Origin of the sequence: Streptomyces sp. NPDC001717, from assembly GCF_042892775.1 — a bacterium.
Taxonomy (GTDB): domain Bacteria; phylum Actinomycetota; class Actinomycetes; order Streptomycetales; family Streptomycetaceae; genus Streptomyces.
In genome coordinates, this window is sequence record NZ_JBIAUK010000032.1 from 16,444 (window position 1) to 32,066 (window position 15,623).

The 15,623-nt window shown below is 74.2% G+C and carries 15 protein-coding genes; 12 read left to right on the forward strand and 3 right to left on the reverse strand.

What is annotated here, in order from left to right:
* Positions 1–46: 46 nt before the first annotated feature.
* From ACFYZL_RS33560 to ACFYZL_RS33590, 7 genes are all read left to right on the forward strand, one after another.
* Entirely contained in the window at positions 47–958 is a 912-nt protein-coding gene (locus ACFYZL_RS33560; RefSeq protein WP_388684248.1) for a phosphatase PAP2 family protein, read from the forward strand.
* Positions 955–1,797: a hypothetical protein gene (locus tag ACFYZL_RS33565; RefSeq protein ID WP_384752504.1), complete on the forward strand. Its 843-nt coding sequence runs from the start codon at positions 955–957 to the stop codon at positions 1,795–1,797. Before ACFYZL_RS33560 ends, ACFYZL_RS33565 begins: the two co-directional genes overlap by 4 nt.
* A 67-nt stretch (positions 1,798–1,864) precedes the next feature.
* Positions 1,865–2,131, forward strand: coding sequence for a GlsB/YeaQ/YmgE family stress response membrane protein (locus ACFYZL_RS33570; protein WP_384581544.1), 267 nt, complete (start codon positions 1,865–1,867; stop codon positions 2,129–2,131).
* A gap of 56 nt (positions 2,132–2,187) precedes the next feature.
* Positions 2,188–2,703 carry a ribonuclease E activity regulator RraA gene (rraA, locus tag ACFYZL_RS33575; RefSeq protein ID WP_388684251.1) on the forward strand — a complete coding sequence of 172 codons (516 nt, stop codon included), beginning with the start codon at positions 2,188–2,190 and terminating at the stop codon, positions 2,701–2,703.
* A gap of 90 nt (positions 2,704–2,793) precedes the next feature.
* Positions 2,794–4,452, forward strand: a complete 1,659-nt coding sequence (locus ACFYZL_RS33580; RefSeq protein WP_388684258.1) for a peptide-N4-asparagine amidase — start codon at positions 2,794–2,796, stop codon at positions 4,450–4,452.
* A gap of 27 nt (positions 4,453–4,479) precedes the next feature.
* The gene (locus tag ACFYZL_RS33585; protein ID WP_388684260.1) at positions 4,480–6,171 is read left to right on the forward strand and encodes a serine/threonine-protein kinase; all 1,692 of its coding nucleotides are present in this window, start codon (positions 4,480–4,482) and stop codon (positions 6,169–6,171) included.
* A gap of 53 nt (positions 6,172–6,224) precedes the next feature.
* Positions 6,225–7,136, forward strand: coding sequence for a squalene/phytoene synthase family protein (locus ACFYZL_RS33590; RefSeq protein WP_388684262.1), 912 nt, complete (start codon positions 6,225–6,227; stop codon positions 7,134–7,136).
* Here the strand turns inward: ACFYZL_RS33590 and ACFYZL_RS33595 are convergent.
* Together ACFYZL_RS33595 and ACFYZL_RS33600 are read right to left on the reverse strand one after the other, a co-directional pair.
* Complete coding sequence (locus ACFYZL_RS33595) at positions 7,120–7,854, reverse strand: transglycosylase SLT domain-containing protein (RefSeq protein WP_388684265.1); 735 nt, start codon at positions 7,852–7,854, stop codon at positions 7,120–7,122. The genes ACFYZL_RS33590 and ACFYZL_RS33595 overlap by 17 nt on opposite strands.
* A 376-nt stretch (positions 7,855–8,230) precedes the next feature.
* The gene (locus ACFYZL_RS33600; protein WP_384752487.1) at positions 8,231–9,166 is read right to left on the reverse strand and encodes a dihydrodipicolinate synthase family protein; all 936 of its coding nucleotides are present in this window, start codon (positions 9,164–9,166) and stop codon (positions 8,231–8,233) included.
* Between the two features lie 71 nt (positions 9,167–9,237).
* On the opposite strand from ACFYZL_RS33600, the gene ACFYZL_RS33605 reads away from it, so the two are divergent.
* The 5 genes from ACFYZL_RS33605 to ACFYZL_RS33625 all read left to right on the forward strand — a co-directional run bounded on the left by ACFYZL_RS33605 (position 9,238) and on the right by ACFYZL_RS33625 (position 14,721).
* A complete protein-coding gene (locus ACFYZL_RS33605) occupies positions 9,238–10,266 on the forward strand; it encodes a LysR substrate-binding domain-containing protein (protein WP_388684268.1) in 1,029 nt (342 codons plus the stop codon).
* 88 nt (positions 10,267–10,354) lie between these two features.
* On the forward strand, positions 10,355–11,443 hold the full coding sequence (locus tag ACFYZL_RS33610) for an S-(hydroxymethyl)mycothiol dehydrogenase (RefSeq protein ID WP_384752482.1): 1,089 nt from the start codon (positions 10,355–10,357) through the stop codon (positions 11,441–11,443).
* 263 nt (positions 11,444–11,706) lie between these two features.
* Positions 11,707–13,017: an alpha/beta fold hydrolase gene (locus ACFYZL_RS33615; RefSeq protein ID WP_388684271.1), complete on the forward strand. Its 1,311-nt coding sequence runs from the start codon at positions 11,707–11,709 to the stop codon at positions 13,015–13,017.
* Between the two features lie 54 nt (positions 13,018–13,071).
* A complete protein-coding gene (locus tag ACFYZL_RS33620; RefSeq protein ID WP_384746597.1) occupies positions 13,072–13,836 on the forward strand; it encodes a PIG-L deacetylase family protein in 765 nt (254 codons plus the stop codon).
* Between the two features lie 51 nt (positions 13,837–13,887).
* On the forward strand, positions 13,888–14,721 hold the full coding sequence (locus tag ACFYZL_RS33625) for an enoyl-CoA hydratase/isomerase family protein (RefSeq protein WP_384746599.1): 834 nt from the start codon (positions 13,888–13,890) through the stop codon (positions 14,719–14,721).
* A 4-nt stretch (positions 14,722–14,725) separates the two neighbouring features.
* Here the strand turns inward: ACFYZL_RS33625 and ACFYZL_RS33630 are convergent, their stop codons facing one another.
* Positions 14,726–15,622, reverse strand: a complete 897-nt coding sequence (locus tag ACFYZL_RS33630) for an SDR family oxidoreductase (RefSeq protein ID WP_388684275.1) — start codon at positions 15,620–15,622, stop codon at positions 14,726–14,728.
* Between the last annotated feature and the right edge of the window lies 1 nt (position 15,623).

Below are 15,623 nucleotides of genomic sequence, written 5' to 3' on the forward strand. Positions count from 1 at the left end.
GGGACGCGGGACCGATGCGAGTGCGAACAGGAAGCGAGACCGGCGGATGAACGCCCAGACCACCGGGATATCCGAGGAGCCCGGCCAACCGGGGGCGGCGCGGCGCCGGCTCATACGCGAGGTGCTGCTCGTCGCGGGACTGTTCGCCGTCTACAAGGCGGGCCGGACCCTCTCGACCGGCCGCACCGACGAGGCCTTCCGCAACGCGGGGTGGACCTGGGACGCCGAGCGGGCCCTGCACCTGCCCGGCGAGGGCGCGGTACAGCGGCTGCTGCTGCACGGCGACGCCCTGGTGCACACGGCCAACACCTACTACGCGGTGGTCCACTTCCCCGCGACCGCGCTCTTCCTGATCTGGCTCTACGTGCGCCGCCCCGGCCACTACCTGTGGGCCCGCCGGGTCCTCGCCGTGCTCACCGGAGCCGCCCTCGTCCTGCACCTCGCCTTTCCGCTGGCGCCTCCGCGGATGCTCGGAGCGGCCCACCTCGTCGACACCGGCCGGGTGTACGGGCCCTCCGTCTACGGAGCCGAGCCGGCCGCCGACACGATGGCCAACCAGTTCGCCGCGATGCCCTCCCTGCACTTCGGCTGGGCGCTGATGCTCGCGCTCGGCATGATCGCCGCCACCACCTCGCGGTGGCGTGCGCTGTGGCTGCTGCACCCGCTGGCGACCCTGCTCGTGGTGGTCGGCACGGCCAACCACTACTGGCTCGACTCGATCGTCGCCGCCGTGCTCCTCGGCGCGGCGCTCCTCCTGGTCCCGCGCCCGACGCAGGGCCCGCCCCGGACCGGGGCCGAAGCCGTCGCCCCGCGGCCCCGACGCACCGCGCCGCCCCAGGCGGCCCCGGCTCCGGCCTTGGCTCCGGTCTCGGCGCGGGACGCCGCTTCGGACACCTCCGCCTCCGCCTCCATCGCCACCGCCACCGTCGCCCGAGCCTCCGCAGGAGCACCGCGGTGAACGCCACCGTCCTCGCCGTCCTGCTCTGCCTCGCCTCGGCCGTCACGTACGCCGCCGCGGCCGTCGCCCAGGAGCGGCTCGCCAGGGCCGCCGTCGCGCGCAGCTTCCGTGCCCTGATCGGCAACGGCGCCTGGTGGTGGTCGGCCGGACTGAACGCCGCCGCCGCGCTCCTGCACGCCGCCGCCCTGCGGTACGGTCCGCTCACCCTGGTCCAGCCGCTCGGCGCGCTCACCCTCGTGGCCGCCGTCCCGCTGGGCGCGCACGGGGCCGGGCGCCGCGTCGCCGCCACCGAATGGCGGGGCACCCTGGCCACCGTCACCGGGCTCGGCCTGCTGCTGCTCCCGGCCTCGGGGCCGGCCCCCGACGACACCCTCTCCCTCGCCGAGGCCTTCGCCGTCTCGGGGGCGACGGCCGCCGTGATCCTGCTGCTGACCGCCCGCAAGGACCCCCGCTCCGGGCTCCGGCACGCGACCGCGTCCGGGCTCGCCTCGGCGGCGGCCTCCGCCCTGACCCAGACCGTGGCCGTGGCGGGCGGCCGCGGCGGGGACCTGCTCAGCGTCCGGGTCGTCTCGGTGGCCCTGCTCGTCGTGGTGTTCGCGGTCGGCGGGATGCTGCTGTCGCAGCGGGCCTACCGGGGCGGCCTCGGTGCCCCGCTCGCCGTGGTGAACCTGTCCAACCCCCTCGCGGCGGCCGCCATCGGCATGCTCCTGCTCGGCGAACGCCTCCAGGGCGGCGCGCTGGGCGTGCTGCTGGCGGTGGCCGGAGCACTCGCCGCGACCCGCGGGGTGCTCCTGCTGACCCGAACGCCGCCCGCCGCCATGGCCGGTGCCACCGCCTGAGAACCGTATCGGCCCGCGCCGCGTCCTCCTCGGAGAACACCGAACCACCGAAACGGAGTGACTGGGCATGGGTATCGTCAGCTGGATCGTCCTGGGACTGCTGGCCGGAGGCATAGCCAAGTTCCTGCTGCCCGGCCGGGACCCCGGTGGCCTGATCGTCACCACCCTCATCGGTGTCGCAGGCTCCTTCATCGGCGGCTGGCTCTCGGCGAAGTTCCTCGACAAGCCGATCCAGACCGAGTTCTTCGACCTCACCACCTGGGGCGCCGCCATCGCCGGCTCCCTCGTGCTGCTCATCGCCTACCGGATCCTCTTCGGCAACTCCCGCCGCTGACAGGCGTCCGCGAGCGAGCGCCGGGCGGCCACTACGCTGGCCGTACGGCGCGACCCATGAGTGAGAACGAGCAGCGAGGAACCATCAGCGACATGAGCGTCACCCCCGTCCCCACGGCCGATCTGTACGACGAGCACGGCGAGGCCCTCGACATCTGTGCCACGCAGTTCCGGCAGCTCGGCGGTCGCCGGCTGTTCGCCGGTCCGGTGCGGACCCTTTCCTGCCACGAGGACAACGCGTTGCTGCGCGAACTCGTGAACGGGCCCGGCGAGGGCGCCGTACTCGTGGTGGACGGCGGCGGCTCGCTGCGCACCGCCCTCGTCGGCGACCTGATCGCCGGAGCCGCCGAGCGCAACGGCTGGGCGGGCCTGATCATCAACGGCGCCGTCCGCGACAGCGTGGCCCTCGGCGGGCTCGACCTCGGCGTCAAGGCCATGGGCACGGTCCCGCGCAAGAGCGGGAAGACCGGTGCGGGCGAGGTGGACGTGCCCGTCACCATCGGCGGCACCACCTTCCGCCCCGGGGACGTCGTCCACGCCGACGACGACGGCGTCGTGGTCCTGCCGGCCTGACCCGGAGCCCTCCCGCAGGGGCGAGATCGCGCCACATCCGTCGCGTCCGCCCTGGCGCCGCCCCTGCGGGCCGGGTTTCACTGCGGGCCCATGAGACGACACAGGATCATGGGCCTGCTCGGCGCGATCGCGCTGGCGACGGGCACCCTGGCCAGCGCGGGACCCGCGCACGCCGCCAACGGCCGCCCCGCCACCGCGCACCCCGCCCTGGCGGCCTCGGCCGACCCGCCCGCCGAGTTCGGCACCGACTGGCACGACCCGCTCACCCCCGCCCCGCCCGTCGCCCGGCCCGGGACCAGGTCCTGCCGGGTGACCCTCGCGGAGGCGCAGTTCCGCGACTTCACCCCCTACCGCGGCGGCTACGCACCGCCCGCGGACTGCGGACCCGGAAACTGGGCCAAGGTGGTGCTCCGCCTCGAAGGCAAGGTCAAGGGCCGCCAGTACGACCGCCTGGGCAACCTCACCCTCGGCGGCGTCGAGATCCTGCGCACCTCCACCCCGCAGCCCTCACCCGACGGCATCGCCTGGTCCGTGGAGAAGGACGTCACCCGCTACCGCGACACCCTCGCCCGCCCGCAGCCCGTCGAGATGCTCATCGGCAACGTCGTCGACGACACCTACACGGGAGTCATCGACGTCAAGGTCACCCTGACCTTCCACGCCGCCGAGGGCCGCACCCCGCCGGCCGCCGACACCCCCGACCGCGTACTGCCCCTCACGACCCCGGCGGTCACCACCCCGCGCAACACCGAACGCCTCCTCGCCGAGGTGTACGCCACCGGCTCCGGCGGCGGATGCGAGGAGTACTGGTACATGACCGTCCCCGATGCGGCCCCGTACTCGTGCAAGGCGGCGAAGGGCCCCCACCGCGAGGTGCGGATCTCCGTCGACGGGCAACTCGCGGGCATCGCCGCGCCCTTCCCGACCGTCTGGACCGGCGGCTGGTCCAACCCCTTCCTCTGGTACGTCACTCCCGGCCCGCGCGCCTTCGACGTCCAGCCGATCCTCTACGACCTGACCCCCTACGCGGCGCTCCTGAACGACGGCCGCCCGCACCGGATCGAGGTGTCCGTGGCGGGGGTGCCGGCCGGGCAGAGCGGCTGGAGCACCCCGACGAACCTGCTGCTCTGGCAGGACGAGGCCCGCGAGACCGTCACCGGGGCCCTGACCCGGCAGGAGCAGGAAGAACCGGCCGGCTCCTCGCGTTGGACGCCCGCCGCCCCCGGCGGCGAACACCGCCTGGACACCGAGGGCAGCCACCGGCTGACCGTCTCCGGATACCTGGACACCTCACACGGCCGGGTCACCACCACCGTCACCCGCGCCGTGCGGGGCACCTCGGTACACCGCTGGACCGAGGGCGAGAGCCGCGACGCGCTGACCGCGACCTGGACCGACGAGGAGACCGTGACCCGCGGGCCCGCCACCACCCGAACCACCCGCACGTACACGATGGACGGCGAGACCACCCTGGGCGCCGGGGACCGGCTCAGGACCGTCCTCTCGCTCGGCGACCGCGCCGACACCGTGACCCTGCGCGGCGGCCGCGGTGTCGAAGCATCGCACCTCGACGACCGGTACACGGGCGACGCCACCTACACCGCGAACGTCCCGCGCGACCAGCGCCACGCGGTCGCCACCACCTCCGCCCGCTACCGGCTGCACGGCTCCGGGGCGCCGGACGGCTGCTACGACCGTACGATCACCACCGTGCAGGGAACGCTCACGGAGGACCGCCGACGCTGCTGACAGCGGAGGGGCCTACGATGACCGGCCATGAGCACTGGTGAGGCCGGCAGACAAATGATCGACGGGCGATTCGAACTCGTCGCACCCCTGGGCAGCGGGGGCATGGGTACGGTGTGGCGGGCCCGCGACGTCGCCCTGCACCGCGAGGTCGCACTCAAGGAGGTGCGCCCGCCGGACCCGGCCACCGCCGCGGCCCAGCCCGGTCTCGCCGATCAGCTGCGCGAACGGGCCGTCCGCGAGGCCCGTGCCCTCGCCCGCCTCGCCCACCCCCACGTGGTGACGATCCACCACATCGTCGAACCGCCCGAGGGTGCGGACGGGCATCCGTGGATCGTCATGGAGCTCGTCCGGGGCGGCTCGCTGCACGACAAGCTGGCGGCCGGTCCGATGCCGCTCTCGGAGGTGCTGCGGACCGGCCTCGACGTGCTGTCCGCGCTGCGCGCCGCACACGCGGAGGGGATCCTGCACCGTGATGTGAAACCGGCCAACGTGCTGCTGCGACCCGACGGGTCGGCGGTGCTCACCGACTTCGGCATCGCGGCCCTCCAGGAATCGACGGGGCTCACCGCGACCGGTGTGCTGATCGGCTCGCCGGAGTACATCGCGCCCGAACGCGTGCGGGGCGAGGAGGGGCTCGCCGCCTCCGACCTGTGGTCGCTGGGCATGATGCTGTACGTGGCCGCGGAGGGCGTCCATCCGCTGCGCCGCGCCACCAGCCTGGCCACGGTCGTCGCCGTCCTGGACGACCCGATCCCGACGCCCGTGCGCTCGGGCCCGCTGGGATCCGTACTGGAACGGCTGCTCGTACGGGACCCGGCCGCGCGGCCCGACGGCGCGCAGCTGGAACAGCTGCTCCGGGACGCGAGCACCGCTCTCGCAGCCGGAGCCGGAGCCGGAGCCGCGGTCGCGACTCCGCTCGGCGCCGCCCCCGTGGCCGCGCCCGTCCCTCCGTCCCCCTACGGACAGTACGGGCCGCCCACCCCGCCCCCGTTCGGCCCGGTGCCCTCCCCGTACGCGGCCAACACGACGCCCCTCGCCACGACACCGGCCCCGCGCAGGCGCCCGGCGCTGATCGGCGCCGTGGCCGTGGTGGTGCTGGCGGCCGCGGTCGTCGGGATCGTCAGGGCGCTGCCCGGCGGGAACGACGACGGCGGCCGGGACGCGGCCAAGGGCGGCTCCTCCGCCCGCCCCACCGTCTCCACGAGCTCCGCCGCCGACCGGCCCGCCAGCGCCACCCCGGGAGCGAAGGCGAGCGGGTCCAAGGCGACCGCGCCCCGGGGCAGCATGCTCACCCCGGAGAACATCCGGATCGCCCTGGAGGCCTTCAAGCAGCAGGCGGGCACGACCACCTTCGTGGACCTGAAGGTCTACGACGGCTACGTCCTCGCCTCCATCCCCACCGCCCCCGGTGCCGAGACCGTCGACGCCTGGCAGTACCGCGACGGCGCCGCCAAGCGCACCGGCCCGGACGGCACGGTCAAGGAGGGCGAGCCCCTGATCGACATGGCCACGGTCAACTGGGACGCCCTGCCCGGGCTGCTGGAGCAGTCCAAGAAGGACCTGAACGTCCCCAACCCGAGCTCGCGCTACGTCATCGTCGAGCCGTGGATGATGGACCAGGTCCCCTGCATGCGCCCGTACCTCAGCGACGAGTACGGCCGCGGCGGCTACGTGCTCGCGGGGATCGACGGCAAGGTCAAGAAGGTCGTCTCCTCCTGACATCGTGTCCCCGTAGGCCCATACGGTTCGACACGCCGAGGAGCACCACCGACATGCCCAGCTGGCGCACCACCCTCACGGGGGCCGGGATCTCCGGCCCCCGGCTGCGCGACGACTACACGCACGCCGCCCGCCGGGTGCTCCGCAGGGAACCCGCCCCCTACCTCGCGCTGCGCCTGCTCGCGGCACCCGCGCTGGTGCCGTACCTCGCCGCCGGTCTCGCCTTCATGAACCTGGTCGACGACGTGGCCGAGACCGGCACGCCCGGGCAGCGGGCCGAGGGACTCGCCGCGCTCACCGGGCGGGTGGAGGCGGCCCTGAAGGCCGGCGACAGCCCCGACCCCGTCCTGCGCGCCTACGCCCACGCGGTCCACACCCGGGCGCTGCCCGCGCACTGGATCTCCCGCTTCCTCGACGGCGCCGCCACCGCCGAGGCGGGCTTCGACGGCTTCGACACCGAAGCGGACTTCCAGACCTACCTCGACGTCTACGCCTGGCCCGGGGTGCTGGTCTTCACCGGACTCCAGTACCGGGGCGGACCCGACCCCGAACAGGCCGCGGGCTGGCGGCGGTTCGTCGACGCGGCCCAGCGCGTCGACTTCCTCGCCGACCTGTGCGGAGACCTGGCGGACGGCCGGCTGTGCATCCCGCGCAGCAGCCTCGCCGAGCACGCGGTCACCCGGGCCGACCTCGAACGGGCCCGCGACACCCCTGCCGTGCGGGCCCTGCTCGCTGCCGAGACCCGGCGCGCCCGGGCCTCCCTCGACGCCACCGACGGCATCCTCGGACTGGCCGAACCGGGGCTGCGTCCGGTGATCGCCACCATGCGGGAACTGATGGAGCACCAGTTGACCGCGGTGGAGCGCGCGGGGGTCACCGCCCTGCGCCGGGACGTCGGCTACGGGCTGGTGGGGCCCCTGCGCACCCTCGTGCTCGCCCGCAAGGGGCTCAGTAGGCCCCGTTGACGTTGTCGATGGAACCGTAGCGGGCGGCCGCGTAGTTGCACGCCGCGGTGATGTTGGCGACCGGGTCGTAGGAGTTCAGCGAGGTGCCCGGCACGTGGTACGCCTGGAAGGTCGGGTCGATGACCTGGAGCAGGCCCTTGGACGGGATGCCGTTCTGGGCGTTGATGTCCCAGTTGTTGATGGCGAGCGGGTTGCCCGAGGACTCGCGCATCACGTTGCGGTGAATTCCGTTGTAGGTGCCGGGAATTCCGTGCTTGGCCATCACGGACAGGGACTCGCGGATCCACCCGTCGAGGTTGTTCGGGTAGGTGGGTGCGGCGGCGGGCGCGAGCGTGGTCCGGGCGGCGGAGCGGCTCGCACGTGCGGCCTCGGGCTGGGCGCCGAGCTTCAGTTTGACGCCGGGCCGGATGATCGACGGATTGTTGCCGATGACGCTCTTGTTCGTCTCGTAGAGCGTCTTCCAGCCGCCGCTCACGGAATGCTTCGACGCGATCCCGGAAAGGGTGTCGCCGGCCTTCACGGAATAGGTCGCGTCGGCGGCGGCGGGAGCCACGGCGGCGATGGCGTGCGTCGCGGGAGCGGTGGTGGTCTCCACCGCCCCGGCGGTGGTCGCGCTGATCAGCGGGAGGGTGAGGGCCGCGCCACCGGTGCCGGCGAGGGCCAGCTTGCGGGTGATCTTCTGGTGCTTCGGCCGACGGTGCTTACCCTTTGCGGGCATGGCGGAATTCCTCACGTGGGGGGACGGGAGACCCTGGTGGGTGGACCGGATTCGGCTGGGGACCACCGGGAGTGAGGTGACCGTAGGTGAGTCCGCCGGGCGGCAACAAGACCCGAATTCCGCCGGTAGATCGACTTCCTGCTTTACGTCCGGTAAATGACCTTGATGGCGTACCGGAGAAATGGCCGATTCCCTTTCCGGGAAAAGGGAATCGGCCGTCCGGGAGAAATGATGTTGGAGGAATCGCCGTGACTCACATCACGGGTCGGGGGCCTCGTGCCCAATCCGGGCAAGTCCGGTCTCCATGCGGCTCATTCGGGCGACCGGGTCTTAGGTTGCGAATCGCGCGAATCGGGCATTTTCGGGCGGGGTGTTCCTACGACTCGACCTCCGCCAGCCGCTCCAGGGCGGCCGCCACCGCCGCCTCGGACGCCGGCAGCAGCGGAAGCCGCACACCGGGCGTGGGAATCCGGCCCAGCGCGTGCAGCGCGCCCTTGACGACCACCGGATTGGGTTCGGCGAAGACCGCCGAGGACAGGCGCGCCAGGGCGTGCCCCAGCGGGCGCGCCCGCGTCACGTCCCCCGTCCGCCAGGCCCCGGCGAGCTCCGCGAACCGGTCCGTCGCCAGATGCGCCGAGGCGAGGATCGCGCCCGCCGCGCCCATCGCCAGCAGCGGGGACGCGTACGCGTCGTCACCCGCGAGCACCTCGAACCCGTCCGGCAGGTCGCCCAGCAGCGCCACCGTGTCCTCGCCGATGCCCCCGCCCGCGTACTTCATCCCCGCCACCCCGGGCAGTGCCCCGAGCGCCCGCAGCGCGGCCGCGTCCAGGGGCTGCCCCGTGCGGTACGGGATGTGATAGACGATCAGCGGTACGGGGCTCACCTCGGCCAGCCGCGCGAAATGCGCCAGCACCCCCGCTGCCGAGGGCCGTACGAACGACGGGACGGTCACCAGCGCCGCCCGCGCCTCGGGCCACCGCGCCAGCCGGGCCAGCGAGGCCTCCGCGTCCCGCGTCGCGCCCGCCCCCGCCCCGACCGTCAGCACCGCACCCCGCTCCCGGCAGACCCGGGCGCACACGTCGGTGACCAGGTCCCGCTCCGCCCCGTCGAGGGCCGCGCTCTCCGCGGTGGTGCCGAGCGCCACGATCCCGCTCGCGCCCGCGTCGAGCACCTCGTGGGCCAGGCCTTCCAGAGCCTTGGCCGCCACCTCCCCGGCCCGGTCGAAGGGGGTGACGAGGGGTACGTGGATCCCCCGGAGGGGGACGGTGGGGGAAGGGGTCCGAGCCGTGTCCTGCGCTGTGTCGAGTGCCATGACAGAGAGCCTGGCCCGCCCGACCCGACAGATCCAGTTCGCATTTCTTACCCGAAGCGTAAGCTGATCCGATGCTCGACGTACGACGCCTGCGCCTGCTGCGCGAACTGGCCCGCCGGGGCACCATCGCCGCCGTGGCCGAAGCCCTCGCGTTCAGCCCTTCGGCGGTCTCCCAGCAGCTCGGCGTCCTCGAACGGGAGGCCGGTCTGCCGCTGCTGGAGCGCACCGGCCGCGGGGTCCGCCTCACCCCGGCCGGGCAGCACCTGGTCGAACACGCCGAGGCCGTCCTCGAACGGCTGGAGCGGGCCGAGGCCGATCTCGCCGAGGCGCGCGGCGGTCTGGCCGGAGCCCTGCGGATCGGGGCCTTCCCCACCGCCACCCGGGCCATCGTCCCCGCGGCCCTGACGGCCCTCGCCCGGCGCCACCCGGGACTGGAGCCCATGGTCTCGGAGACCGACCCGGCGGCCGTGGCGCACGCCCTGCGCGCCGGGGACCTGGACGTGGCCCTCGTCCACGAGTACGACTTCGTCCCCGCCGCCCGGGAGCCGGGCCTCGCCACCGAGCCGCTGTACGCCGAGGCGATGTACCTGGCCACCCCGGCATCCGACCCCCCGGCCCCGGCCCCGGCCCCGGCCTCCGGGGGCGCCGTCCCGATGCCGGATCCCGCGGTCGTCGCCCACGCGGACGGCGGCCCGACCGCCGAGCGGGCCGCAGGAAGCCCGGGTGGGGATCAGGACGCCGTCCTGCTCGCGCACGCCCACGCCCCGTGGATCACCGCCACGCCCGGCACCCTCTGCCACGCCATGACCCTGCGGGCCTGCCAGGCCGCCGGGTTCACGCCCCGGGTCCGCCACCAGGTCGACGAGTTCGCCACCGTCCTCGCCCTGGTCGCGGCCGGCCAGGGCGTGGCCGTCGTGCCGCAGCTCGGCATCACGGCCCCCGCCGACCCCGCCGTACGCCTCACCCGCCTGCTCATGGGCCGCCGCACCCAGCTCGCCTTCCGCAGCGGAGCCGCCGCCCACCCGGCCGTGGCCGCCTTCGGCGCGGCCCTGCGCGCGGCCGTGCCGCCGGAACTGGCGGGATCGCGCGCCGTGCCGTGACACAACCGCGCCGCCGCAACTGCCTTGGACGGCCCCGCCCGTGTACGTTCCGTACCGACGGAGCCGACGACAGCAGAGCGGGGTAGACGTGACGCATCGCGTACGAGGGGTCATCGCCCGGAGCAAGGGCGCACCGGTGGAGACGACGACGGTCCTGGTGCCCGATCCCGGACCGGGCGAGGCGCTCGTACGGGTGCAGGCCTGCGGGGTCTGCCACACCGACCTGCACTACCGACAGGGCGGCATCAACGACGAGTTCCCCTTCCTGCTCGGCCACGAGGCCGCCGGGATCGTCGAATCGGTCGGCCCGGACGTCACCTCGGTGGCCCCCGGCGACTTCGTCGTCCTCAACTGGCGAGCCGTGTGCGGTACCTGTCGGGCCTGCCGGCGCGGCCGGCCGTGGTACTGCTTCGCCACGCACAACGCCACCCAGCCGATGACCCTGGAGGACGGCACCCCGCTCTCCCCGGCGCTCGGCATCGGCGCCTTCGCCGAGAAGACCCTCGTCGCGGCCGGCCAGTGCACCAAGGTGGACCCGGCCGCCTCGCCCGCCGCCGCGGGCCTCCTCGGTTGCGGGGTGATGGCCGGCCTCGGCGCGGCCCTGAACACGGGCAACGTCGGGCGCGGCGACTCCGTCGCCGTCATCGGCTGCGGGGGAGTGGGCAACGCCGCCGTGGCCGGGGCCCGGCTGGCGGGCGCCTCGCGGATCATCGCCGTCGACCTCGACGACCGGAAGCTGGAGTGGGCCCGCGGCCTCGGCGCCACCCACACCGTCAACGGCCGTACGGAGGACGTGGTCAAGGCCGTCCGGGAACTGACCGGAGGCAACGGCGCGGACGTGGTCATCGAGGCGGTCGGTCGCCCCGAGACCTACAACCAGGCCTTCTACGCACGCGACCTCGCGGGCACCGTGGTCCTGGTCGGCGTGCCGACCCCGGACATGAAGCTCGAACTCCCGCTCATCGACGTCTTCGGCCGCGGCGGCGCCCTCAAGTCCTCCTGGTACGGGGACTGCCTGCCCGAGCGGGACTTCCCGCTCCTGATCGACCTCTACCTCCAGGGCCGGCTCGACCTCGACGCCTTCGTCTCCGAGACCATCCCGCTGGACGGCGTCGAGGAGGCCTTCGCCCGGATGGAACGCGGCGAGGTGCTCCGCTCGGTGGTCGAGTTCCCGTAGCCCCGGCAGCACCTAGTGCCCTGGCCGGAAAGGTTTGCCGACTCGCGGCGTCCGGTGCGGTGCATCGCAAGGCGGAGGGCCACGGCTCGTACTGGACGTACTTGCGTGGCCCGACAACGCGGCGAGGTGCCGTGCCGGGCGTCGTGAGGCGGTGAACCTTTCCGGTCAGAGCACTAGACTCGGGCGGAACACCACACCCGCGCCCCGGCCGCGATCCGGCCGGGGCGCGGGCCTTCCCGCACCTCGCACCCCAGGGGCCGTCCGTGACCGTCGAGCACAGCTACCGCCATCCCGGAACGGTCCTCACCGACCACCGGTTCACCGTCCCGCTGGACCACGAGCACCCGGACGGGGAGCGGATCGAGCTGTACGCCCGGGAGGTCGTCGCCTCGGACCGGGACCCCGCGTCCCTGCCGTGGCTGCTGTACCTGGAGGGCGGTCCCGGCTTCGGTGCCCGCCGGTTCGTCGGCCGGCAGGCCTGGCTGGGGCGCGCGCTCGCCGAGTACCGGGTGCTCCTCCTCGACCAGCGCGGCACCGGCCGCTCCACCCCGGTCAACCGCCAGACCCTGCCCCTGCGGGGCACTCCCGACCGGCAGGCCGAGTACCTCGCCCACTTCCGCGCGGACTCCATCGTGCGCGACGCCGAGGCCATCCGCCCCGGCCTGACCGGCGGCGCGCCCTGGACGGTGCTCGGCCAGAGCTTCGGCGGCTTCTGCACGGTCAACTACCTCTCCACCGCCCCCGAGGGCCTGACCGCCGCCCTGATCACGGGCGGGCTGCCGTCCCTGACCGCCACCGCGCGGGAGGTGTACGAGGCCGCGTGCCCCCGCATGGAGCGCAAGAACCTGGCGCACTACGCCCGGTACCCGATGGACGTCGACCGCGCCCGCCGGATCGCCGCCCACCTCGCCGAGCGTCCCGTCGAACTCCCCGGCGGCCACCGCCTGACGGCTTCCGCCTTCCAGTCCCTCGGCATCCTCCTCGGCTCCGGCGAAGGCAGCCACGCACTGCACTACCTCCTGGAGGACGCCTTCGTCCCCACCCCGGCCGGCCCCGCGCTCTGCGACGGCTTCCTGGAGTCCGTCCGCGCGCACCTCTCCTTCGCGGGGCACCCCCTCTACGCGCTGCTCCACGAGGCGATCTACGCCCAGGACCCCTCCGCGGCCACGGCCTGGGCCGCCGACCGGGCGCTCGCGGACCGGCCCCGCTTCGACGCCGCCAAGACCCTCGCGGGCGACGAGCCGCTGCTGTTCACGGGGGAGACCGTCCACCCCTGGCACTTCACGACCGACCCGGCCCTCGTCCCGCTGCGCGAGACCGCCGAACTGCTGGCCTCCCGTACCGGCTGGCAGCCGCTCTACGACCCGGCCCGGCTCGCGGCCAACGAGGTGCCGGTGGCCGCCGCCGTCTACCACGACGACCTGTACGTGGACACCGCGAACTCCCTGGAGACCGCCCGGGCGATCCGCGGCCTGCGCACCTGGGTGACGGACGAGTTCGAGCACGACGGGGTCCGCGCCGGCGGCCCGCGGGTCCTGGACCGGCTGTTGGCCCTCGTACGCGACGAGGCGTAGGGGGCGCCGCGTTCCGGCCCGTCCACGTCGGGCCGTTCGCCTATTGTGCGACGCATGACCGAACAGCAGTCTCAGCAGCCCCAGTTGCCTCCCATGCCCACCGACTGGCAGCGCGCTCTCGCCGTGGTGGCGCACCCCGACGACCTGGAGTACGGCGCGTCCGCCGCCATCGCGGACTGGACGGACGGCGGCCGGGAGGTCGTCTACGTCCTCGCCACGCGGGGCGAGGCGGGCATCGACACCGTCGCGCCCGCCGCATGCGCCCCGCTGCGCGAGGCGGAGCAGCGCGCGAGCGCGGCCGCCGTCGGCGTGTCGCAGGTGGAGTTCCTCGACTACCGCGACGGCGTGGTCGAGTACGGCCTGGACCTGCGCCGGGACATCGCCGCGGCCATCCGTCGCCACCGCCCCGAGCTGGTCGTCACGATGAACCACCGCGACACCTGGGGCGGTGCCGAGGGCGGCGGCTACTGGAACACCCCCGACCACAAGGCCGTGGGACGGGCGACCCTGGACGCGGCGGCCGACGCCGGCAACCGGTGGATCTTCCCCGAGCTGATCACCGAGCAGGGTCTGGAGCCCTGGAACGGGGTGCGGTGGGTCGCGGTGACCGGCACGACCACCCCCACGCACGCGGCCGACGCCGGTCCGGGCATGGAGCGGGCAGTGAAGTCCCTCATGGAACACAAGGCGTACATCGAGGTGCTGACGGACCAGGACCCCGAGGAGTACGTACGGGGCTTCCTCGGCGGAGCGGCGGAACAGGCGGGTGCCCGCTTCGGCGGCCGTCCGGCGGTGCTGTTCGAGGTCTTCCCCCGCTGATCCGCCACCCTTAGTCTGACGGTTCGTCAGGCGATGAGGGGGTGCGGCCCGGTGATCGACACCGTCTCCACGGAGATCGCGGAGGGTGGGGAGCGGATCCGGCTGGAAACGGCGGACGGGATCGCGGTCCTCACCCTGTGCCGCCCGGAGAAGCTGAACGGCTGGAGCTGGGAGTCCACCCGGCAGCTCGGCCTGCTCGCGGACCGGATCCGCTTCGACCCCTCGGTGCGGGTGGTGCTGCTGCGCGCCGAGGGGCGGGCCTTCTGCGCGGGCATCGACGTCACCGCGCCCGGCGGCGCCATCACCGGAGCCTCGGCGGCCGAACGCACCCGCAACTACTACGAGGGCATCCGCTGGGTCCACGAGCGCTTCGCCGTCCTCGCCCGCCTCCCGCAGCCGGTGGTGGCCGCGGTCCAGGGCTACTGCCTGGGCTTCGGCTTCGAGCTGGCCCTGATGGCGGACATCAGGGTGGCGGCCGAGGACGCGGTCTTCGCCCTCCCGGAAGCCGGGCTGGGCGTGGCCGTGGACGCGGGCGGCGACCTGCGCATCGCCCGCGAGGCGGGCGCGGGATGGGCCAAGTACCTGGCCCTGACCGGCCGCCGCATCGACGCGGCGACGGCCCACCGCCTGAACCTGGTCCAGCTGACCGTCCCCGGCGACGAACTGGAGCCCACCGCCCGCGCGCTGGCGGCGGAGATCGCCGCGAACGCGCCCCTCGCGGTCCAGGGCATCAAACGCGGCATCGACGCCTACGCCGACGCGGCCCTGCCCGCCGCCCTGGACCGGGTGGCGATGACCGCGGCCCTCACCCTCACCTCGGAGGACGTCCGCGAGGGCTACGGCGCCAAGGCGGCGCGCCGCCCGCCGCACTTCACCGGGGGCTGACCGCTCATCCGGTGAACGGACCCCGCCCCAGCTGCTCCCGCAGCGGGACCACCTCGGGGTTGACCACGCCCCGGCGCTGCCAGTTCGCCCCGTCCACCACCAGCGTGTGGCCGGTGACGAAGCGGGCGTACGGCGAGGCCAGGAAGGTGGCGGCCCAGCCCAGTTCGCGGGGCGCGCCCACCCGCAGCGCGGGCTGCCGGGCGTCCTTGGCGTCGGGGGCGGCCCGCTCCAGTCCGCCGCGGATGTCCGCGGTCATGTCGGCGTGCGGGAACAGCCCGGGGACGAGCCCGTTGATCTGGATGCCGTACGGGCCCCACTCGACGGCGAGGGTCTCCACCAGGTTCTTCACCCCGGCCTTGGCGGCGGCGCTGTGGGCGAAGCCCGGACCGCCCGTCCACGCGTACGAGGCGCCGATGTTCACGATCGACCCCGGACTGCCCGCGGCGAGGTGACGGCGGCCGAACTCGCGGGTCATGAACCAGGTGCCGGTCAGGGTGATGTCGACCACCGCCCGCCAGGCGTTCGGCGACAAGTCCTCGGCGGGGGAGGGGAAGTTGGCGGCGGCGTTGTTGACCAGCACGTCCGGCAGGCCCAAGGCCGCCTCGGCGGCGTCGAAGACCTCCGCGACCCGCTCGGGGTCCCGGATGTCGCAGACGGCGGCCGTCACCCGACCCGCGCCGGGCACGGCCGCCAGCTCGTCCCGCGCGCTCTTCAGCTGCTCGACGCGCCGCCCCGCGATCACCAGGTCGGCGCCGAGCCGGGCGAACTCGGCGGCGATGGCCTTCCCCAGCCCGGTGCCGCCGCCCGTCACGAGGACCACCTGCCCCGCGTACGTACCGGAGGGCAGGGCGGCGGCGCCGAGCGGCGGTGGCGCGGGCAGCCCGCGCGGGGGGTTCTCCATG